At 42.7% G+C, this 20964-nt stretch carries 19 protein-coding genes; 8 read left to right on the top strand and 11 right to left on the bottom strand.

All coding sequences use genetic code 11. The features are described from left to right. Positions 1–108 precede the first annotated feature (108 nt). The 5 genes from L3V77_RS19080 to L3V77_RS19100 form a co-directional block, all read right to left on the bottom strand. Positions 109–942: a MurR/RpiR family transcriptional regulator gene (locus L3V77_RS19080; protein ID WP_275137833.1), complete on the bottom strand. Its 834-nt coding sequence runs from the start codon at positions 940–942 to the stop codon at positions 109–111. A 376-nt stretch (positions 943–1318) separates the two neighbouring features. Next, on the bottom strand, positions 1319–2209 hold the full coding sequence (locus tag L3V77_RS19085) for a dihydrodipicolinate synthase family protein (protein ID WP_275137834.1): 891 nt from the start codon (positions 2207–2209) through the stop codon (positions 1319–1321). 84 nt (positions 2210–2293) lie between these two features. Continuing rightward, the gene (locus L3V77_RS19090) at positions 2294–3577 is read right to left on the bottom strand and encodes a TRAP transporter large permease (RefSeq protein ID WP_275137835.1); all 1284 of its coding nucleotides are present in this window, start codon (positions 3575–3577) and stop codon (positions 2294–2296) included. A 6-nt stretch (positions 3578–3583) separates the two neighbouring features. Beyond that, positions 3584–4090, bottom strand: coding sequence for a TRAP transporter small permease (locus L3V77_RS19095; RefSeq protein WP_275137836.1), 507 nt, complete (start codon positions 4088–4090; stop codon positions 3584–3586). Positions 4091–4165: 75 nt separating this feature from the next. Beyond that, the gene (locus L3V77_RS19100; RefSeq protein ID WP_275137837.1) at positions 4166–5131 is read right to left on the bottom strand and encodes a sialic acid TRAP transporter substrate-binding protein SiaP; all 966 of its coding nucleotides are present in this window, start codon (positions 5129–5131) and stop codon (positions 4166–4168) included. 257 nt (positions 5132–5388) lie between these two features. Between L3V77_RS19100 and L3V77_RS19105 the strand changes: the two genes are divergently transcribed. Genes L3V77_RS19105 through L3V77_RS19120 form a run of 4 tightly spaced genes read left to right on the top strand, consistent with a single transcriptional unit; the run spans position 5389 to position 9063 of the window. Next, positions 5389–6087 (top strand): N-acetylmannosamine-6-phosphate 2-epimerase, encoded by a 699-nt coding sequence (locus L3V77_RS19105; protein ID WP_275137838.1) that lies wholly within the window; start codon positions 5389–5391, stop codon positions 6085–6087. 1 nt (position 6088) lies between these two features. Continuing rightward, the gene (locus L3V77_RS19110) at positions 6089–6952 is read left to right on the top strand and encodes an N-acetylmannosamine kinase (RefSeq protein WP_275137839.1); all 864 of its coding nucleotides are present in this window, start codon (positions 6089–6091) and stop codon (positions 6950–6952) included. A 7-nt stretch (positions 6953–6959) separates the two neighbouring features. Continuing rightward, complete coding sequence (gene nagA / locus L3V77_RS19115) at positions 6960–8099, top strand: N-acetylglucosamine-6-phosphate deacetylase (protein WP_275137840.1); 1140 nt, start codon at positions 6960–6962, stop codon at positions 8097–8099. A gap of 22 nt (positions 8100–8121) precedes the next feature. Further along, positions 8122–9063 carry a DMT family transporter gene (locus L3V77_RS19120; RefSeq protein WP_275137841.1) on the top strand — a complete coding sequence of 314 codons (942 nt, stop codon included), beginning with the start codon at positions 8122–8124 and terminating at the stop codon, positions 9061–9063. Positions 9064–9134: 71 nt separating this feature from the next. Here the strand turns inward: L3V77_RS19120 and L3V77_RS19125 are convergent, their stop codons facing one another. Then, complete coding sequence (locus L3V77_RS19125) at positions 9135–10037, bottom strand: DnaJ C-terminal domain-containing protein (protein WP_275137842.1); 903 nt, start codon at positions 10035–10037, stop codon at positions 9135–9137. A gap of 151 nt (positions 10038–10188) precedes the next feature. On the opposite strand from L3V77_RS19125, the gene L3V77_RS19130 reads away from it, so the two are divergent. Beyond that, positions 10189–10803 (top strand): 3'-5' exonuclease, encoded by a 615-nt coding sequence (locus L3V77_RS19130; RefSeq protein WP_275137843.1) that lies wholly within the window; start codon positions 10189–10191, stop codon positions 10801–10803. A gap of 41 nt (positions 10804–10844) precedes the next feature. Here L3V77_RS19130 and L3V77_RS19135 read toward each other — a convergent pair whose 3' ends face one another. From L3V77_RS19135 to L3V77_RS19155, 5 genes are all read right to left on the bottom strand, one after another. Then, positions 10845–11612, bottom strand: coding sequence for a GNAT family N-acetyltransferase (locus tag L3V77_RS19135; RefSeq protein WP_275137844.1), 768 nt, complete (start codon positions 11610–11612; stop codon positions 10845–10847). A gap of 18 nt (positions 11613–11630) precedes the next feature. Beyond that, positions 11631–12476: a patatin family protein gene (locus tag L3V77_RS19140; protein WP_275137845.1), complete on the bottom strand. Its 846-nt coding sequence runs from the start codon at positions 12474–12476 to the stop codon at positions 11631–11633. A 585-nt stretch (positions 12477–13061) separates the two neighbouring features. Further along, on the bottom strand, positions 13062–14246 hold the full coding sequence (gene uxuA, locus L3V77_RS19145; protein ID WP_275137846.1) for a mannonate dehydratase: 1185 nt from the start codon (positions 14244–14246) through the stop codon (positions 13062–13064). Positions 14247–14329: 83 nt separating this feature from the next. Further along, positions 14330–15100, bottom strand: coding sequence for an FCD domain-containing protein (locus L3V77_RS19150; RefSeq protein ID WP_275137847.1), 771 nt, complete (start codon positions 15098–15100; stop codon positions 14330–14332). A gap of 216 nt (positions 15101–15316) precedes the next feature. Continuing rightward, a complete protein-coding gene (locus L3V77_RS19155) occupies positions 15317–16303 on the bottom strand; it encodes a TRAP transporter substrate-binding protein (RefSeq protein WP_275137848.1) in 987 nt (328 codons plus the stop codon). Positions 16304–16667: 364 nt separating this feature from the next. Here L3V77_RS19155 and L3V77_RS19160 point away from each other — a divergent pair, with 364 nt between their 5' ends. The 3 genes from L3V77_RS19160 to L3V77_RS19170 are packed head-to-tail and all read left to right on the top strand — an operon-like array spanning position 16668 to position 20960. Then, positions 16668–17165: a TRAP transporter small permease gene (locus L3V77_RS19160; protein ID WP_275137849.1), complete on the top strand. Its 498-nt coding sequence runs from the start codon at positions 16668–16670 to the stop codon at positions 17163–17165. Positions 17166–17191: 26 nt separating this feature from the next. Then, positions 17192–18493, top strand: a complete 1302-nt coding sequence (locus L3V77_RS19165) for a TRAP transporter large permease subunit (RefSeq protein ID WP_275137850.1) — start codon at positions 17192–17194, stop codon at positions 18491–18493. Between the two features lie 52 nt (positions 18494–18545). Continuing rightward, positions 18546–20960, top strand: coding sequence for a glycoside hydrolase family 31 protein (locus tag L3V77_RS19170; protein WP_275137851.1), 2415 nt, complete (start codon positions 18546–18548; stop codon positions 20958–20960). Positions 20961–20964: the final 4 nt, after the last annotated feature.

Raw genomic sequence — 20964 nt, forward strand, 5'->3', positions numbered from 1 at the left:
ATCTATGAAAAAATATTTCTTTGATCAATGTAACAATAAAAAATATTTTTATCTTAAATGCTAAAAAAACCCATCGATAGATGAGCTTTTTACAATACCGTCGCGCAACTAACTCATTAAAGGCATGACGACTTCTGCGGTTTCTCGCACTGACTCTGAGTATTCCGGGTACGTCTCTAGCAATGAGTTTACCAATACATCAACCAACAGCAATGCACCTACCTTCGAGCCAAATGCACCTCCGGTCAATGGCCCCTCAGGACGTGCAGCCACTAACATTTCAGTAGATATAGCCGATAATGGGCTATGACTGATATTAGTTAACGTCACCACTGGAACATTGCGCTTATACGCTTGTTTCGCTGCGTGGATAACTTCTTTCGTTGAACCAGAACTGGACACAGAGATCCACAAATCACCCTCGCTGCAACGAGCCGCATTCATGGCCGCTAGGTGTGTGTCCTCATACACGGTGACTCTTTTGCCAATTCTAATCAGGCGAAAAGCCAGGTAACGTCCAACAATGCTCGATGCCCCTACCCCGACACAGCTTATAAATTGAGCATGATGAATCAACTCACATATCCGCTTCATCGATTTTCGGTCAATCAACTTAGCCGTATCTTGTAAGCTTGCAATAGCGCTCTGGGCAGAGATATCGCAGATGTCACCGTCACTCGGCTCAGCCGTATCTCGGGCAACCTGACTGACATCAACCGCTAAGGCCATTCTAAAATCAGAATACCCTTTATAGTCTAAATCTCGACAAAGACGCACAACCGTGGCTTCACTGGTTTGGGTATTTCGAGCCAGTTCGGTTATCGTTTGAAACTGTACATCGTATGCATTTTCTAAGACATAGTTCGCAACAATTCTTAGTTTCTTACTTAAAGGTTCGATGTTAGAACGCAACCGAACTAATAGATTTTTAGGCGAATTCACAATGGCCTCACAATTGATTTTTTATACATCGTTAAAATAACAGAGCACACATACATTGGCACTAACTATGTTGTATTTTATCTAGCATCTGGGTGATGTTGGAACAAAGGCTTTTTCAAACGTTTGGTTGTTCGCTCTACTATTTGAGGGAATCGCGAACTTATCGCTTGTTTTTTAAGTAATTATCTTACTTGTTGGAAACATCAGGACGTTTTCTATTTCACTGAAAATAGAAAACGTTCATTAAGATAACTTACGTGTTCAATGCTGGTTCCTTTGTGACGCTCCCATCTGGGAGAACGAATGTGTCAGAACCAGCATTTAAAACCCTGAGTATCTAAGTTCAGGTTTTTATATGTTCCCTACAAAAGGACGTTTACAGAAAATCGATATCACGAAGTTTTGCCAATACATCGGCTTTCTGTACCGCCGTTAGCGATTTAATTGGTGTGCGAGGGTCACCTGCATCGATACCGTGTAATTGCATAGCCACTTTACCTGCAGCAACACCACCGTATTCAACCAATACTCTGATAATAGCAATAACTTTATCCATCAGACGTGCGACTTCATCTTGCTTGCCCGCATTGAAGGCTTCAATCACTTTTAAGTACAATGGTGCCGCATAGTTGTATGTACTACCAACCGCACCAACCGCACCAACCGCTAGACCTGCAGGTAAGAACTCATCCACGCCAAATGGAATATCGAATTTACCACCAGCAACACGAACACAGCGTTGGTATTCGTATAGATCAGAGTTATTGAACTTAGCACCAAATAGATTTGGTATACGCTTGTCACCTTGAATCAGAAATTGTTCCAGATCGAGGTTTACACCCGACATACCCGAATGGTAATAATAGAATCCTTTTGACGGTGCCGCCGCTGCAATTTGCGCACAATAATCGACAAGGTCTTCAACACTGCCCGGCTTGAAGAAACACGGACCAATTGCTGACGTCGCAAAAATATCGAGTGTTTCAGCGTGACGAGTCAGGTCTAATGAATCAACAATACTGAGCGCACCCGTATGTAGGATAAGGTCGAGCTTACCGTCTGCTGCTTTAACCCAACGCTCAGCAACAGCTTTGCGCTCTTCTACAGAACAGTGAATACCTTCGCCAGTTGTACCACAAACGTATGCGCCTTTAACGCCCTGTGCAACAAGTAGCTCCGCTATCTGGTCAATGGCTGAAAAATTGACTTTGTTATTGGTATCAAACGGCGTGTGTGGAGCAGCAATTAAGCCTTGTAGTTTTTTCATTCTAATTAATCCTAGATTTTTGAATAGTCAGGGTATATTTACCCTGACTGAATAAGATGTTTTATTAACTTTAATTACGTTCGTTTATTGACCGTAGTCCAACAATAGTTCAGGAAGAAATAAAGTAATCTGAGGGAATACCGCCACCAAAAACAACACCACAAACAGAGGTACCAATAACGGTATAACACCACGAGTCAAAACATGGAATGGAATATCGCCAACACGAGAAACAACATACAATGCCATTCCCATAGGCGGGGTCAAGATCCCAATCATTAGGTTCAATATTGCCATAACACCAAAGTGAACCGGGTCAATTCCGACCGCTGCCGCAACAGGGACTAAGAATGGAACCAGCAATAATAATAGAGCCAGTGATTCAATAAATGTACCTAAGAAAAGCAATAACAAGTTGATAAGTAAAAGTAAAATTAACGGATTATCACTGATGGTCAAGAAGTAATCAGCCATCATTTGAGGAAGCTGTTCACGCGCCACTATCCAACCAAAGACCGTTACGCCCATCACCATAAGCGCAACCACTGCGGTCGTGTTAACTGTCTCTTTTAAAACGTCGACAAACATTTTAAGCGTAAGCTGTTTGTAGACCACAACACCTAAAAATAACGCGTATAGGGAGGAAACTACGGCCGCTTCTGTTGGTGTAAATTTGCCGGAAAAGATGCCACCAATGATAATGATCGGTGTCAACAGTGAAAGAAACGCTTCTTTAAAAGAGATAAAACGTTCACGACAACTGGCTTTAGGCAGTGTCATATAACCGCGCTTTTTACAGATGACATAACTCATCACCATCAACGCAGCAGCGCATAACAGCCCAGGAACCGCACCCGCTAAAAACAGTGCACCTATGGAGGTATTAGAAACCACCCCATAGATAACCAATGGAATAGATGGGGGAACGAGAGGCCCGATAATACAAGATGCCGCCGTTAAGCCACCGGCAAAGTCGTCATCATATTTTGCGTCTCGCATTGATTTGATTTCAAGCTGACCTAAACCTCCGGCATCAGCGAGTGCCGATCCTGACATACCTGAAAACAATAAACTTGCCATGATATTGACGTGGCCTAAGCTTCCTGTCACATGTCCAACGAGTGATTTAGCAAAGTTAAAAATACGTTCTGTTATACCCGCACTATTCATTAAATGTCCGGTAAGAACAAAAAATGGTACCGAGAGTAGAGTGAAGTTATTGATACCGCCAAGCATCTGTTGAGCGGCAAAGTTGATGCCCGTGCTATTGGTTAACACCAAAAAAGCAATCGCAACGAACATCAATGAAAACCCTACTGGCATCCCTGCAAAGAGAAGGGCCAGCCAGCCAAAAATAGAACCTGCCATGATTGATTACCTCTCCGTTATCTGTGAGTCTTTGGATGCTGATACGCCACACTTTTTAATTGAACGCGCGATATCAAATAGATTCTGCAATTGGCGCACAACCATAAATAATCCCCCGATTGGAAGACTGTAGTTCATCCATTTTGATGAGATACCTAACGTGATCAGTTCAAAAAAAGCAGTGCGTTGAACATGCTGATAACCAAGAACAATAACGACGATTATCGAGGCTAATACGGCCAACTCTAGGCTCATTATCAACCACAGTTTGATTTTTTCAGGCAGCTTGTCTGAAAAGTAAGTTATTTTGACATGTGAACTGTGTTTGATAGCAGTCGCACAGCCTATTAACGACATATACATAAAAAGGACACGAGCGAGTTCTTCACTCCAAAGCGAAGGGTCATTCAGTAGCCACCGAGTAACTATCTGCCATGTCAATAAACACAACAAGATAATCATTAGTGGTACCGTTATAATCTCTTCAATATTTTTAAAAATCTTACCTAACATTTTAATGCTCCAGAGCTGCCAATATTCGACAGCTCAGTTTCAACAACTCAATAAGTTATACATGTAACGAGGGGGTTACATATTAGCAACTTTATCAATAACTGGCTGACCAATTTCTTCATCAAACTCTTTGTATAAAGGCTTCATTGCTTCACGGAAAGGAGTGAGGTCTGGGTAAGAAACAGTCACACCCTGAGACTCAAAGAAAGCGACTAAGCTTGCTTCTTGATCTTGAACCGTTTTCGTATGTGCTGCGCCTGCTTTTTCGACCGCTTTGGTCACAAATCCTCGTTGCTCTTCTGAAAGCTTATTCCACGTTACATCAGACATAATAATCATTTGGTCATTAACGACGTGATTCGTCATCGCCAAGTTCGCTTGAACTTCGTAAAACTTCATAGCTTTAATCGTCGGTAATGGATTTTCCTGACCGTCAACAGCGTTGGTTTGCAGCGCTAGATAGACTTCAGAAAACGCCATAGGTGTTGGAGAAGCACCTGAGTATTTTGCATAGCTCAATAGAGATTTCGCATTTGGTACGCGCAATTTCAGACCTTTAAAGTCTTCAATTTTGTTAAGAGGGCGATTAGAGGTTGTTTGACGAGTACCGTTGTACCATGTATCAAGAGCACGCCATTGAAATTTATCTAGCATCTCTTTACGAATATCCAAGCCCCAAGGACTATTAAATACGCGGCGAATATGGTCATAATCTTTGATAACATAAGGTTGCATGACGGCTGCAGCTTGTGGGAGCCACAAACCAACACGGCCAAATTCAGCGTAAGTAAAGTCAAGGTCACCCATCGTTACTTGCTGCATCATTGCACGGTCATCACCCAGTTGAGCACTAGGATAAATCGCTAATTCGATTTCTCCACCGCTAAGCTCTTTAAGTGTGTCGGCCAATACAACGGCTGAGTTATATTCAACCGAACCAACAGACGGTTGCATACCCATCTTTAGTTTCATCGCGGCGTTAGCAGAAGCAGCACAACCTAGTGCTAATAGTGCTATTGATATCTTGTTCATGGTTTTCATATGGTTCCCTTTTGTTCCTTTCACAATGTAAGTTCAACTTCTCTCAAACTTTTTGAAAAAATATTTTATTTTGTTTGAAAAAAATCTTCGTTATGGATTATCATGTCGATGAAGAATTTTTTCAATTATAGAATATGGGAAATGTGATCACGGGCAATATTTCATCAAATGAATGTATTTGCTCGGTTAGTAGGCTATGTATCGCCACGATTTTTGTCACATATTTCCTTATAAAAATAATATATTATGAGGCAGAAATGAAAAATAAAAACTTAAAAATCAATGAATTAAAGAGAATTTTACATAAACAGACTATTGTCTCTATACAACCTGTACCTGGCAGCCCACTCGAGAAAACCGAGTTCATCGTCGCCATGGCCATTGCGGCAGAGCAAGCTGGAGCGAAAGGACTAAGAATAGAAGGGGCAGAGAACGTAACGGCTGTCGCTAATGCGGTTAATATCCCAATTATTGCTATTGTTAAGCGAGATTTGGACGATAGCGCAGTACGTATCACGCCATTTGCAACCGATGTGGATGCTTTAGCAATTGCCGGAGCGACGATTATTGCTTTCGATGCCACGGATAGAAAAAGACCAGAATCAAGAGAACATATTGCCGCCGCGATCAAAAATTCCGGTTGCTTCGCGATGGCAGACAGCTCTTGCTTTGAAGATGGGGTTTGGGCACACAACCACGGTGTGGATATTATCGGTTCGACATTATCAGGCTATTGCGGTGACACTGAACCAACCGAACCCGATCTTCAACTCGTTAGGCAATTTTATCAAGCAGGATTCTTCACTATGGCCGAAGGTCGCTATAATACGCCTGAGCTTGCTGCTAAGGCGATCGAAAATGGCGCGGTTGCCGTCACTGTTGGTTCCGCGATAACACGACTAGAAATAGTAACTGATTGGTTTAACTCGGCGACACAATCAGCAGAGGTACGTTAAAATGAATACGCTAGCTATCGACATTGGTGGAACCAAAATCGCACTTGGTTTAGTGACAGAAGGAGAACTAAAGGAACGCAGGCAAATCCCGACACCTAAAGTCCGTTCTGCTGAACAGTTCGCTAAAACTATTGTAGATGAATGCCATCATTGGCTATCAAGAGTTGATCGCATCGGCGTATCCACAACGGGCTTAGTGACACCAGAGGGTATCACGGCCATTAATCCTGATACGCTCTCTTTTCCTGCCCCCTTTCCTTTGCATCATGCATTAAACGCGCTCACTGCTCTCCCTGTCGTCATGTTAAATGATGCACAAGCCGCAGCGTGGTTCGAGTTTTTACAGCTCGATGACAACGTTCAGAACATGGCTTACATTACCGTATCTACAGGTGTTGGTGGAGGACTGGTATTGAATCGACAGCTTCACAAGGGAGCGAATAATTTTGCCGGGCATATCGGTCATATGGTGATTGATCAAAATGGTCATGAATGTGGCTGTGGTCAAAAGGGGTGCGTTGAAGCCGTTGCTTCCGGTACAGCAATAAACAAAGTAGCAAAAAACGTCATTTCACCTGACATAACCAACATTGAGCTTTTTTCTATGGCCAGTAATAATGCTCAAGCTAAATCCATCATTCAATCGAGTGCAAAGGCGATAGCAACGCTTTGTTGCAATCTAAAAGCCAGCTTAGATCTAGATATCATCGTTCTAGGTGGTGGAGTTGGCTTAGCAGAAGGTTACCTATTCCGTGTACAAAATGAAATAGATAGCCGTCCTGCGCCATTTCGTGTGGGCGTTGTCGCGGCAAACGGAAGTCACGATGCTTGCCTATTAGGTGCAGCGCATCAATTCACGGAGTGATCGAGCAATGACAACACAAGCCATTGTCGCTAAACGTATTTTTGACGGTACTAACTTTCACTTGAATTCAGCACTGGTTTGGGATGAGAGTCAAGTTGTCGCGATTATTCCTACGGATCAATTGACGGTAGGGCTCCGTATCCATCACTTCCCGGATTGCACTGTCACACCGGGTTTCATTGATCTGCAAGTCAATGGTGGTGGGGGCGTTATGTTTAATCAACAAACTGACACCCATGGGGTTAAAACCATATGCGATGCCCATCGACGCCACGGAACCGCTTACCTGCTACCCACCTTAGTAAGCGATACACCAGAAAAAATGAATGAGGCCCTTTGTGTTATCCAACGAGCGGTTTCTGAACAAGTACCCGGCGTCTTGGGGATACATCTTGAAGGTCCATGGCTCAATCCGGTAAAACGTGGGGCTCATTTTGAGAAATTCATCTATGCGCCTGACATCACCGAATTGGAAAGAATGCCTTGGCTGACCAATGGGAAAGTGCTGGTTACGCTGGCACCTGAATGTGTGAAAACCGAGTCCATAGAGTGGTTAAAGGCGTGTGGTATCACTGTATCATGCGGACACAGCAACGCAACGGCTCATCAACTTTCGAATTCCATCCAATACCTATCCGGTTTTACCCACCTTTTTAATGCTATGTCACCATTAACCGGCAGAGAACAAGGTGTCGTTGGCGTCGCCCTAGCCCAAGATAACCATTGGTGTTCGATTATTGCTGACGGTGTTCATGTGGCCAGTAACAACGTTCTGCTTTCACATAAGATCAAACCAGATGGAAAACTCATTGTTGTAACGGATGCAATGGCAACACTTGGTGATGACCGTGGCCATTTTGTCCTAGGAGAGGAAACCATCTACGTTGACGGAAATAAATTGGTTAACGGCGAGGGGAATTTGGTTGGTGCGCACATTGGGTTGGATGAATCACTCGCGAATTTAATTCGCTGGGGAATTGAGGAAGTAGAAGCAATCAAAATGGTGTCGACTTACCCTGCTCACGCGATTGGTATGAACGGTTCTCTTGGCTATCTCAAACCACACTTCATAGCATCAGCAACGATATTCAATGAGCATTATCAAACTCAGTCTGTATTAGTTGACGGCCAACTGTTCGAACAATAACCCTTCGGTGAGTCTATAAACTATGGTGAATACACCTCTAGCGTCTGTTTATTCCAATAAAAAAGATAACAGTATGCTGTTGTTTTTCTCATATATTATTCTAACCGGGATCGGTTTTCCATTGCTGCGATATGTCAGCCTGAACTTCGATACCATCAACAATAATGCCGTCCGTTTTCTTTCTGGTGGCTGCCTGTTTTTAATACTGGTTTTGGTGCAGTATCGACATGAGATAAAGACACTATTTTCATCACGATTGATCATTTTTCAGTTGTTACTCGTTGCCTTACTCATGACCGGTAATATGTATTTTTTCATGACTGCAATGCAACTTACTAGCGCCTTAACTGGAAGCATATTTTGTATTTTAGGGTTGCCTATTACCACGACTCTTGCTGCATTTTTCTATCTTGATGAGAGAAAAAAAGCCAAACAATCTAGGTTCATCTTAAGCAGCTTGCTTGCCATTGTTGGCTCAGCGTTTTTTGTCGGAACAACAGAACAGATAGCATTAGGCAATAACTTTACCCTTGGTGCTTTCTATTGGATCATCACGATAACAATCGCGGCCGTCCAAAATATTCTGGTTAAACAAATAGCACAAAAAGTCCACACCCTCGTTATCAGCACTGTGACGGCATTAATTACAGGAGCCTTGTTTCTGGGGTACGCCATTATGTCGGACAAGATAGAGACCCTCTTTGTCCAACCGGATTATTTAATTTTACTATTAGTCGTGGCAGGTATGTACGGCTTGGCAACGGGAATGTATATGGCATTTCATATCATTCAAAAGAAAGGGGTCGTTATCTTTAATATTTTGCAAATGATGGTGCCTGTCTCTACGGCAATCGTCGCCTATATAACGCTAGGAGAAACCGTCTCTTATTTGCAGCTCATTGGCGCTGCCGGGGTTGTATTGGGTTGTTATGGGGCGTTGACAACGAAAATGACCTCGACCTAGGTTTTAGACATCATCTTAAGCAAGAATAAAAAATGGCCACCATATTAGTGACCATTTTAAAAACACAGTGCCTACGCTAATGTCGCTTTAAACTGCTCCATCAAATCGGTCTGCTCACTGGTTAAGTTCGTTGGTGTCACCACCTTGATTTTGACCAGAAGGTCACCCGTTTCACCCTTACGACTCGTCACACCCTTACCGGTAACTTTAAACTTTCTACCATTTTGCGTACCGGCCAGAATCTTAAGCTTAAATCGATTGTCTAAAGCCTGAACTTCTAGCTCGCCACCTAATGTGGCGGTCGCTATATTTATTTCGGAATGACAGATCAAATCATTTCCATCGCGCTCTAAATAAGGATGAGAACGAATCAATACCTTGATAAACATGTTACCCGCAGGGCCACCATTGATACCGGAGCCGCCTTTACCTGAAAATCGTATTTTTTCTTCTTCTTTAATCCCTTTAGGGATTTTGACATTGATTTTCTTTTGCTCTCCATTAACAGGCAACTCAACGACTTTTTCAGCACCCTGAATGGCTTCTACAAAATCAACGGTCACAGAGAATTCAACATCCTGTCCTTTTTGAGGTCGTGGCTGACGGCCTCTTGCTTGCGAAAAAACGTCGTCGAATCCACCACCGCCAAACCCTTGTCTACGTTGACCGAACGCATCACCAAAGATGTCTTCAAAGCCCCCGCCACCAAAACCTTGAGAGCGACTCTGACCACCGCCAAAACCATTATTTTCGAAACCAGCATGACCATACTGATCGTATTTACGACGCTTACTTGAATCGGTCAACATTTCGTATGCTTCTTTCACTTCTTTGAAGCTCGCTTCGGCAGTCGCATCTCCCGGATTTTTATCCGGATGGTATTTCATCGCGAGCTTTTTATAAGCCTTCTTAATGTCTTTTTCAGAGGCATCTTTTGAGACATCGAGCACGCTGTAATAATCGCGTTTAGACATGTATTACCTCAATAATAAAAATATGAAATGGTCTCAGCCTTTCAGCCTAATTTTCAGAAAGTAGAAGTGTATGGCTTGGGGGCTACTCTGTCTATTTTAATATGTTAACCTATGGCCCTATTTTTTAAATTGGCACGTTTTCAGGATTCCCATGACCTATTCTTCCGCTAAGTCCGTCATCGTACTCGACTTCGAAACCACTGGCTTATCTCCAAACATGGGCGATCGCGCGATAGAAATCGGAGCGGTAAAACTTATCGACGGTGTGGTTCAAGAAACCTTTCAACAACTGATGAACCCTGGATTTAGAGTCAGTGGATTTATAGCCAATTACACTGGGATCTCGAATGCGATGCTAACCAACGCCCCCTCATGCGAAGAGGTTATGGCCGAATTTGCCGCATTTATTGGAGACGACAATCTGGTTGCCCATAATGCATCATTTGATAAACGTTTTCTTGATGCTGAATTACAACGAGTAGGCGCTCATTACTCCGGTCAATTTGCCTGCTCTATGTTGATAGCAAGACGCTTGATTCAGGATTCACCAACCCATAAATTAGGTGACTTAATAAGACACAAACAGATTGAACACGATGGCGTCTTTCACCGAGCCTTAGCCGATTCAGAAATGACAGCCAAATTATGGATGGTGATGGTCAAAGAGTTAGAAGAACAAAACATCATTAATCCAAGCTTTGGGCTGATGCAAAAAATCAGTAAAACCAGCAAGAATGCGATAGACGCATTGCTATGTCACTACTAACATTTGAAACTATCCAATTCAGGCTATTACAAAACCGGCATTTATTTCACCACATACTCATAAGGTGTGGTGGTGGTAATAAATGTAAACCCATACTTTTCAACTATCGGCCTGCTCATATCCGACGCATCGATGACTAAGTATTTTACGCCGCGTTTTTTAGCATCGTTAATTCTTTTATGCAATAAAGCACTATAGTGACCTCGCGCTCTATACGCTTCCAACGTCGAGCCCCCCCAAATACCGGCAAAAGGACTATCGGTTCCATATTCTATTCTTGCCGATGAGACCGCTAAGCCATCTTCATAGATCACATATATCGATGTGTTTTGTGGTGCACTTTTTTTGCAAGCAATAAGATGCGTTTCTTGACCACTGTGGTCTCCACCCCAAACTGTTTCAGAAACAGAGATATAATCCCTAATACCCGCAGCGTCCGTCACCTCAACGCAGGTTGCCAACTCCGGCAAATAGCCTTTAACGCTACCCAAATCCAATAACATAAACGACTCTGCATCACCTTCTTCAAAGCCATACTGCATAAGTTTTTTCTTAATCTCTATTGGCCTATCGGTATCGTATACCTTCCACTCAAAATTCTTGTTACACGATTTGAAAAATTCGATTTCGGTTTCGATCGCGCTATCAAGTTGATCAATACTAAGTTGGTAATACGAGACAAAGCTGCCCCACTCTTCTTCTGCAACAAATCGGATAACCTGACCAATCTGCATTTTGGAATAACCCGGAACATCTAGTCCAATTCTCTCGTGCTGCGCGTATTCATCCATTATTTTTTGAATGTTCATCTTTTGTCCCTAATTGTTTTATTCCTGCCAACGTGAAATAGCAACCTTTCCCAATTCAAGCCCTAATTTATAGCCTTTTATCAGTGGTTCAGGTTCTCGTGTCAATCGCTTAAGTTTAAACGATTCAGGTGGGCATATTTCTATAATATCTACCCCTAACGGCGGGTTTCGAATCAGTTCGAGTGATTCGTTGTACTGCTGTGCTCGTTGCAACATGGGTTGTATTAAAGCTGGCGATTTTCTTAAGGCTCGTTTATAAAACGTGGGCATTTTGGGGGGCGATTTTTTATAAGAGTATGGCCGACTGCGTAATACCATGATTTTTTTTGCACCACGACGTATCGTCTCGGCAACAGGAATAGAATCGGACGCACCGCCATCGACATAACACTGCCCATTTAACGCTATATCCTGCTTATACATAACAGGCAATGCGCTACTCGCTTTCATTGTCTCTACCAAAGTCGATGATTGAGCGAGATGGTATTCAGGTTGGCCAGTGCTTTTGTTAGTAAGACCTAAGAAAAATGGACGGCCGTCTTTTTCAATTGTCTCTAGGTCCATACCAAGATCCTGCATGGTGGCTTTCCACAACCAATCAATATCGAGTAAATCACCACCCCGAATAAAATTAACCGGAGTGAAAAACGCTTTTCGACAACTGTAATCGGCATAAATCTTTAGATTTCGACCTGGCATTTTTGCCAAGTAAGCGGCGACATTTGATGCGCCAGCCGACACCCCCCAAAAGCTATCAAATGGCGAAAAATTAACCGATAAAAAATGATCGAGTACACCACAAGAGAAAACGCCTCGCATTGCGCCACCTTCCACAATCAACGCATTATTACCAATAGCGTCCATTCAATAACCCTCCTTTTTTATTAATGATAGCTCAAACACCATATAATAACTTGCTACATTCATCAATAAATACAATAGGTTATAATTTCACTAACTCTATTTTCATTAATAACAATGAAAAATATTAATGTGCAAATTTGACAATACTCATATTAGCACTACAATTTAGTTGTGTGTCACAGCTGTTGAAACTAACAGTCAATATAGAAAAGTTCCAAATAGTAATACAATTGGTAAATAGAAAAAGTAACATCAACGCTGCTGAGTTAGCAGTCATTAGTAAAGTTCCAAAAAGGTTACACTTGGTAAATTAGAAATATGTAACACGCATGCTAAATTAGCATTTTTTTAACTTGGTACAATCGTAAATTGATTTAGTAATATCGTAAATTAAGTATATTTTGTGAAAAGTAACAGAAACAAAGTAAGACGTACAAGTAATAGAAAATTGTTAAAAATCATTCTACAAATGCTACAAATGACACACGCTTACTGCCGAATGGGTAATGAGTATTGAGTAATAGGTAGTAATTTACAAAAAAACAGCAACCCTAGGGTTGCTGTTTTTCTTTCTGAAGATACATTCTATTTATCGAAAAAGGAGCGTTGCAATGCAACCTCTAGCCCCCTGATCTCTGCTAAGCCTTTCAATCGACCAATGCAAGAATAACCAGGGTTGGTTTTCTTATTAAGGTCATCAATCATTTGATGTCCATGATCAGGACGCATAGGAATGAGGCGTGTTTCACCTTTATTTTTACGGCGATTCTCCTCTTCAAGCAGCGCCATCACAACGTTATACATATCAACGTCTCCAGATAAATGGGCAGCTTCATGGAAACTCATTTGGTTCTCTTCACGTTGAGTAGACCGTAAATGCGTAAAGTAAATGCGATCGCCATGTTGTTTAATCATATTAACGAGATCATTGTCGCCGCGCACGCCGTATGAACCCGTACACATCGTGATCCCGTTCATTTGATTTGGGACTTCTGTCGTCAACCAATCGATATCCTCAATAGTAGATACAATACGAGGCAGGCCAAGAATTGGGCGCGGTGGATCGTCAGGATGTACGGCAAGTTTCAACCCATATTGGTCGCATACTGGCATGAGTTCCTTAAGAAAGAGCGCCATATGTGCTCGTAGGTCATCTTTACTGATCCCTTTATAGGTATCTAAACGCGCTTGAAACTCATCAAGCGTATAACCCTCTTCTGCACCCGGAAGCCCTGCGATAATATTCGCCGTCAGTTTATCGATATCGGCTTGAGTCATATTATCAAAATAAGCCTTGGCTTCTGCCTGCTCTTTCTCTGAGTAATCTGCTTGTGCACCCGGACGCTTCAAAATATGCAGTTCAAATGCCGCAAAGGCAATTTGGTCAAACCGCAATGCTCTTGACCCATCTGGTAATTCAAATTCAAGATCGGTACGGGTCCAATCCAATACAGGCATAAAGTTATAGCAGACAGTATCAATACCGCATTTTGCTAAATTCTCTAGCGACGCTCGATAATTTTCAATCCATTTAGCGTAGTCACCTGTCCGAGTTTTTATCTCTTCATGAACAGGAACACTCTCCACGACAGACCATGTAAGACTGTTTTTTTCTAACAATGTTTTACGCTTTTGTATCTCTTCAATACTCCAAACTTCCCCATTAGGGATATGGTGCAATGCCGTTACTACTCCCGTTGCACCAGCTTGACGAATATCATTTAGCGATACGAGATCATTTGGTCCATACCAACGCCACGTCTGTTCCATAACTTTCACCTTTCAAAATTCTGAGCTTTAATACCAAACCAAAGTCCGTGCCGAACACGAATACTTGCTACCTTTTTATCGTTTTACGAAGTCACCGGATAAGAGCTAAATAGAAATCCATCAAACTTGGGATCATCTACATCCGATAACTCAAAGAGCGTTTCTTTTACGTTTTCTAGATGAAGCCACATAGCTTCACGGGCCGCCGTTGGGTCTTTGCGTACAAGAGCCATATAGATTTTTTCATGATCCGCTAACCAACGTCTGCGGTAGTCTTGATCAGAAATACGTTCATGTAGTTGACGCCACATCGAACTTTTTTCACGACGTACCCACAGCTCTTTTACCATGTCACACAACACGCTATTTTGTGTCGCTTCTGCGATAGCGATGTGGAACATTTCGTCACCGTCATAATCGAGACAGTTATCATCTAAATGCTTCCGTTCCATATCCAGTGCTGTTCGTAGCTTCGATATGTCATTCTTTGTTACTTGACCTGCAGCAAATTCAGCTATTCGGCTTTCTAAAAATTGGCGAGCTTGTAGCATTTCAAATGGGCCTACATCATCGTCATCTTCAGCATCGGTCTCTATTTTATGCTGCTCTTTCATCAGCTTTTGAGCATCATCTGGCGTATTAACCACGAAGACACCAGACCCTTTGCGTACTTTGACTATATTTTGCAGCTCTAACATGATGAGCGATTCTCTGATCACGGAACGGCTTACTTCCATCTGCTCGGCAATCTCTCTTTCAGGCGGGAGCTTATCCCCAACCTTAAATTCGCCTGCTGATATTTTATCTTTTAGTTTTAAGCCTATCTGCTGATATAGGCGCTTAGTAATTATCATTTCTACATCAAACCTATTGTTCGAATTTCACTCAGAGAACTTTGGCCTGACATCATATCAGTAATTATTGAATGCTCAATAAATTGGTATGTCAGGTGCCACGTTAAAAACAAAAACCTATATGTTTTTCTTTGCCTATCCACACAAAGAAAGAAATATAACCTCTTTAAAGCTGTTTTCTCAATAAAGGGGCTCAATAGAGCCCCCTAATAGACATTACTTAGCTAAGGCGTCGATACCTTTCACGTATTCTGCAATTGCTGGATTCTTCAGTGCGTCATCATGCATTGGTTTCACAGCATCGATAAACGGTTGTTTTTCAACAGTAACCACTTTCACGCCCATTGATGATTTCGCTTTCTCTACAGCAGCATCTGTCATCTCTTTCCAGATAATTTTGTGGTAGCCCATAGAATCGTTAGCGGCTTTTTTCACTGCAGCTTGCTCTTCTTTTGACAATTTATCCCACGATGTAGAGGAGATAAGTAGCACATCAGGGATCATTGTGTGCTCGTCTAAGCTGTACACTTTCGCAACTTCGCCATGGCGAGAGTTAGTCAGTGCTGTCGGGTTGTTCTCGGCACCATCTACAACACCTTGTTGCAGCGCGGTATAAAGTTCGCCATAAGCTAAAGGAGTTGGCGAGCCACCCATAAGCTTGATCATGTTTACTGCGGTAGGACTTGGCTGAACACGAATTTTCAAGCCAGCCAGATCGGCAGGGCTCTTGATTTCTTTGTTTGCATAGAAGCTACGTGAGCCACCATCATAATATGTCAGACCAATAAACCCTTTATCGTAAGAAGTCGCGAGGATTTTTTGCCCTACTTCACCTTCCATTGCGCGATAATAGTGGTCACGGTCGCGGAAAATGTAAGGAATATTGAATGCGCCGTATGCAGGTTCGAACGACTCCATTTCACTTGCATTCGACTTAACCATGTCTAGTGCACCATTTTGCAATAGCTCCATTGATTCACGTTGGGTACCTAATTGACCATTTGGATAGATGCGAATCTTCACTTCTCCATCCGTCAATTTTTTCACTTCATCAGCCATGAACTGCATAGATTTGTGAACAGGGTGAGTTCTGTCTTGGTTATGACTTAGTTTAAGTGTCGTTGCTGCATAAGTTGGTAGAGAGGCAGTTGCTGCAACCGCACAAGCGATAAATGTTGCAACAGCAGTTTTATTCCCAAACATAATATTCTCCATTTTCTCATATTTATGAGTATTGAACCGGGTAAGGTTACCTATTTCATTTACTTTTATAGTCGACTTTTTGCACGTCCACGTTATTGCCTCGACAATTTGGCCCAACATCTTTACTAATTCAAACAAAATAAACCTACAACTTGACCTACATCACAAACAAATTAGATCAAATTGGCCGGACCAATTATATGTGATCTAGCTCTCTTGGCCTGAACTGTTATCCGCATATAATCCGGAAAATATTTTGTTCGTTATATGGTTTTGCTTCTCAATCAATTCTCATGAATGAGTAATCGGCAGTGATCAACGCGGTAAAAATACAATCACTTAAAATATTAATTTGGAAGGGATAATGAAAAAGCTAATCTCAGTGATGGATAAATCTCTGTCTATATTCTGTATATCACTCAGTAGTTTCTTGGTGATGTGCGTAGTTTGGCAGGTTTTTTCTCGATATGTGCTTAATGCCCCGAGCACGATGACAGATGAAGTTGCACGCTTCTTATTTATTTGGGTCGGGTTAATGGGTGCGGCTTATACTTTGGGTAAAAAACGCCACCTCGCTATCGATCTGCTCTCGATGAAACTGGAACACCAACCATCAAAACAAGCGCGTCTTCATTTAGTTATCAATATCATCAGTCTTATCTTTTCTGGTGTCATTATGATTTATGGCGGCGGCTCACTCATGTTGAAAACTTTATCGACGGGTCAAATTTCTCCAGCATTAGGCATTGAAATGGGGCTTATCTATGCCGCAATACCTATCTCTGGTTTTTTTATGGTGATCTATCTTCTTGAAGACTTTCATCGCAACTTGTCTCTTATCAAAAAGCCTGTCAACGGCTAACTCACACTTATATCAGGAGAAGCCTAATGGAATGGCAGGTCATCATTGTACTATTTGGTAGTTTCTTCCTCTTCTTAGGAATTGGAGTGCCTATATCTTTCGCCATCGGGGTAGCATCACTACTCACGATTTTATTGCAGCTACCTTTTGACGCCGCTATTGCGGTTATATCTCAAAAAATGGCCTCCGGCCTGGACAGCTTCGCCTTACTCGCTATCCCATTCTTTATTTTAGCGGGCAACATTATGAACCAAGGCGGTATAGCCATACGCTTAATTGAATTTGCGAAGGTGCTAGGCGGTCGTTTACCTGGCTCACTTGCGCACGTAAACGTCATTGCTAATATGATGTTTGGGGCCATTTCTGGATCCGCCGTTGCTTCAGCAGCAGCAGTAGGTGGCACCATGTCTCCTCTTCAGAAGAAAGAAGGTTACGACCCTGCGTTCTCTGCTGCGGTTAACATCACCTCCTGTCCAACCGGGTTACTGATCCCACCAAGTAACACCTTTATCGTCTACTCACTAATATCTGGTGGCACCTCTATCGGGGCGCTGTTCCTTGCGGGCTATATCCCTGGAATGATAATGGGGCTATCACTTATGTTGGTTGCTGGTTTTATCGCTAAAAGACGCGGTTATCCGGTATCAGCAAAACCATCCACATCAGAAGTCGTCAAAAGAACACTCGATGCACTACCAAGCCTAGGCCTCATTATTGTCATTATGGGCGGTATCATCGGTGGTATCTTTACCGCAACCGAAGCCTCTGCAATTGCGGTTGTGTATACCTTGATATTGGCGTTTGTATTCTATCGAGAGATATCCATAAAACAGTTACCAAGTATTATCCTTGAATCGGTCGTCACCACTTCAATTGTTTTATTACTGATTGGTGCTTCAATGGGAATGTCATGGGCAATGGCGAACGCCGATATCCCCTACATGATCAGTGATGCATTACTAGCCGTGTCTGAAAACCCAATTATTATTCTACTCATCATCAATGTCATCTTACTGATTATTGGTGTATTTATGGATATGACACCCGCACTACTTATCTTTACGCCTATCTTCCTTCCTATCGCGATGGATCTGGGTATGGACCCGGTGCATTTCGGTATCATGATGACATTTAACCTATGTATCGGTATCTGTACACCACCTGTAGGTAGCGCACTGTTCATTGGTTGCTCAGTCGCGAAAGTAAGAATCGACAAGGTCGTTAAGCCTCTATTGCCATTCTACGCCGTGCTTATCCTTGCTCTTATGCTTGTGACATTTATACCTCAGCTTAGCTTGACTCTCCCTCAAGTTTTCCTAGGTTACTAATATAAACGGGCGGCTACCCCCGCCCTATCTCAATTGTTAAAGGAAACCCCCTATGAAAACAGTAAAACAGTGGCGCTTTTTGCAACAAGAAAATTTATTGTCGCAAGATAGAAATCGCATTGATATCGAGTGCGACGGTCGTCACCAACTACATATTTTCGTACTTGAACAAGACATCATTCGAGTGATGTTTAAAAACAAAGGTGAACTTCGTCTCGATAAGACTTGGTCTATTGCTCCGGGACAAAAAGATGTGCCGTGGGAAGGGCGAGATAAGTATTCAACCGAGGGATTTAGCTGCCCAAGTTATCTTACACAACAAGATGACGGTGTATTTAGAATTGAAACAGAGGCACTACGGCTTTCTATCCATCAGCCTTTATGGATGGAATGGGAATATAAAAAAGAAGGCCAATGGCTGCCATTGGCAACCGACCGTAAAACAGGAGCGTACCAACTAGGCGTATCCGAAAACGGTGTGGCGCACTTTATGAACCGCGACCTGTCAGACCAATATTACGGCCTCGGCGAGAAAACAGGTGACCTAAATCGCTCTGGGCGTCGTTTTGAAATGCGTAACCTTGATGCCATGGGTTACGACGCTAGCTCTACCGATCCACTTTACAAACACATCCCGTTTTATATTACTCGCGTAACAAACCAAGAAGAGGCTGTGAGCTTTGGCCTTTATTACGACAATCTGGCCAGTTGCTGGTTCGACCTAGGTAATGAGCTAGACAATTATCACGTTAAGTACCGTAGTTATCGCGCCGAAGACGGCGATTTAGATTTCTATTTCATGCTAGGTAAAACGGTTGCTAATGTATCGAAAAAATTTGTTCGATTAACTGGGGGCACTGCATTTGGCCCTCGCTGGAGCTTAGGCTACAGCGGTTCAACCATGCAATATACCGATGCACCAAATGCGCAAGAACTGCTAGAAGGGTTTGTCGACAAATGTGAAACGCACGCTATTCCTTGTGATTCTTTCCAATTATCTTCTGGTTATACCTCCATTGGTAACACCCGTTATGTCTTCAATTGGAATAACGACAAAGTGCCAAATCCTAATGCAATGGCAGATGTATTCCATAATGCTGGCATAAAGTTAGCCGCTAACATTAAGCCGTGTTTACTGCATGACCACCCAAGATTTGCTGAAGCCCAAGAGAAAGGTTTGTTTATTCTCGACTCAGAATATGATGAGCCAGAGAAGTCCGTCTTCTGGGACGCCGATGGTTCTCACCTAGACTTCACCAATCCAGACACCATTAAATGGTGGCAGGATAACGTTAAAGAACAGCTACTCGAAAAAGGGATCGATTCCACATGGAACGATAACAACGAATACGAAATCTGGGACAAAGGTGCTCGCTGTTTCGGTTTTGGTCAAACGATTCCGATCAGCTTAATTCGCCCCCTTCAGCCATTGTTGATGATGCGTGCATCTTATGAAGCACAGGTAGACTATGCGCCTGATGTTCGACCATATTTAATATCTCGTTCTGGCTGTCCCGGGATGAACCGTTATGTTCAAACATGGAGTGGCGACAATCGCACCAACTGGACGAGCTTAAAATACAACATTCGCATGGGTTTAGGGATGAGCTTATCGGGTCTGTATAACTTAGGTCACGATGTTGGTGGGTTTTCTGGAGAGAGACCGGATCCCGAGCTATTTGCACGTTGGGTGCAAAACGGTGTCATGCACCCTCGTTTTACCATTCACTCATGGAACGACGATGGTAGCGTTAATGAACCTTGGATGTACCCAGAGGTCACACCGATTATTCGTGATGCTATGGCGCTTCGTTACCGCATTATGCCTTACTTGTATAACCTATTATGGCAAGCGCACAGTGAAGATGAGCCCATTATGCGCCCTACCTTCTTAGACCACGAAAACGATCCTCATACCTTTGAAGAGTGCGACGACTTCCTATTGGGCAAAGACCTTTTGGTTGCCTCAGTCGTAGAGGAAGGCCAAAGAGAAAGAGAGATCTACTTACCGAATAACGGTAAAGGTTGGTACGACTTTTATTCGGGTCAATGGTTTAGCGGCGGTCAGAGTATTGTTGTTCCAGCACCACTTGAAACACTGCCTCTAATGGTTAAAGCAGGGTCCGTCTTGCCGACAAGTGACCGGGTGGCTCATAGTGCGCATAGCAAAGATACGAAAAGAAACCTTGAAGTGTTCCCACTTAAAGGTTGCGGTGACATCGCGTTGACTATTTTTGATGATGATGGTGAAAGCCACAATCACAAAGACAATGGTTTCTTAACACTAACGATTAACATGGTATGCAGCCAAACAACTGTTGCGCTTAATATCCAATCGACTGGTGAGTTTGAGCCTGCATATGAATCATTCGTTATCAAATTAGCTCAAGGCGAAAATCGCACATTGCTCATCAATGGCAAAACATACAAAGAGGGTGATTCACTATCACTTGCAGAGACGAAATAAGGAC

Origin of the sequence: Vibrio sp. DW001, from assembly GCF_029016285.1 — a bacterium.
GTDB lineage: Bacteria > Pseudomonadota > Gammaproteobacteria > Enterobacterales > Vibrionaceae > Vibrio.

Bases quoted from the DNA above. Each gene is read 5' to 3' on its own strand.
- L3V77_RS19085 (WP_275137834.1), bottom strand. From the start codon at position 2,209: ATGAAAAAACTACAAGGCTTAATTGCTGCTCCACACACGCCGTTTGAT.
- L3V77_RS19090 (WP_275137835.1), bottom strand. From the start codon at position 3,577: ATGGCAGGTTCTATTTTTGGCTGGCTGGCCCTTCTCTTTGCAGGGATG.
- L3V77_RS19095 (WP_275137836.1), bottom strand. From the start codon at position 4,090: ATGTTAGGTAAGATTTTTAAAAATATTGAAGAGATTATAACGGTACCA.
- L3V77_RS19100 (WP_275137837.1), bottom strand. From the start codon at position 5,131: ATGAAAACCATGAACAAGATATCAATAGCACTATTAGCACTAGGTTGT.
- L3V77_RS19105 (WP_275137838.1), top strand. From the start codon at position 5,389: ATGAAAAATAAAAACTTAAAAATCAATGAATTAAAGAGAATTTTACAT.
- L3V77_RS19110 (WP_275137839.1), top strand. From the start codon at position 6,089: ATGAATACGCTAGCTATCGACATTGGTGGAACCAAAATCGCACTTGGT.
- nagA (WP_275137840.1), top strand. From the start codon at position 6,960: ATGACAACACAAGCCATTGTCGCTAAACGTATTTTTGACGGTACTAAC.
- L3V77_RS19120 (WP_275137841.1), top strand. From the start codon at position 8,122: ATGGTGAATACACCTCTAGCGTCTGTTTATTCCAATAAAAAAGATAAC.
- L3V77_RS19125 (WP_275137842.1), bottom strand. From the start codon at position 10,037: ATGTCTAAACGCGATTATTACAGCGTGCTCGATGTCTCAAAAGATGCC.
- L3V77_RS19130 (WP_275137843.1), top strand. From the start codon at position 10,189: ATGACCTATTCTTCCGCTAAGTCCGTCATCGTACTCGACTTCGAAACC.
- L3V77_RS19135 (WP_275137844.1), bottom strand. From the start codon at position 11,612: ATGAACATTCAAAAAATAATGGATGAATACGCGCAGCACGAGAGAATT.
- L3V77_RS19140 (WP_275137845.1), bottom strand. From the start codon at position 12,476: ATGGACGCTATTGGTAATAATGCGTTGATTGTGGAAGGTGGCGCAATG.
- uxuA (WP_275137846.1), bottom strand. From the start codon at position 14,246: ATGGAACAGACGTGGCGTTGGTATGGACCAAATGATCTCGTATCGCTA.
- L3V77_RS19150 (WP_275137847.1), bottom strand. From the start codon at position 15,100: ATGATAATTACTAAGCGCCTATATCAGCAGATAGGCTTAAAACTAAAA.
- L3V77_RS19155 (WP_275137848.1), bottom strand. From the start codon at position 16,303: ATGTTTGGGAATAAAACTGCTGTTGCAACATTTATCGCTTGTGCGGTT.
- L3V77_RS19160 (WP_275137849.1), top strand. From the start codon at position 16,668: ATGAAAAAGCTAATCTCAGTGATGGATAAATCTCTGTCTATATTCTGT.
- L3V77_RS19165 (WP_275137850.1), top strand. From the start codon at position 17,192: ATGGAATGGCAGGTCATCATTGTACTATTTGGTAGTTTCTTCCTCTTC.
- L3V77_RS19170 (WP_275137851.1), top strand. From the start codon at position 18,546: ATGAAAACAGTAAAACAGTGGCGCTTTTTGCAACAAGAAAATTTATTG.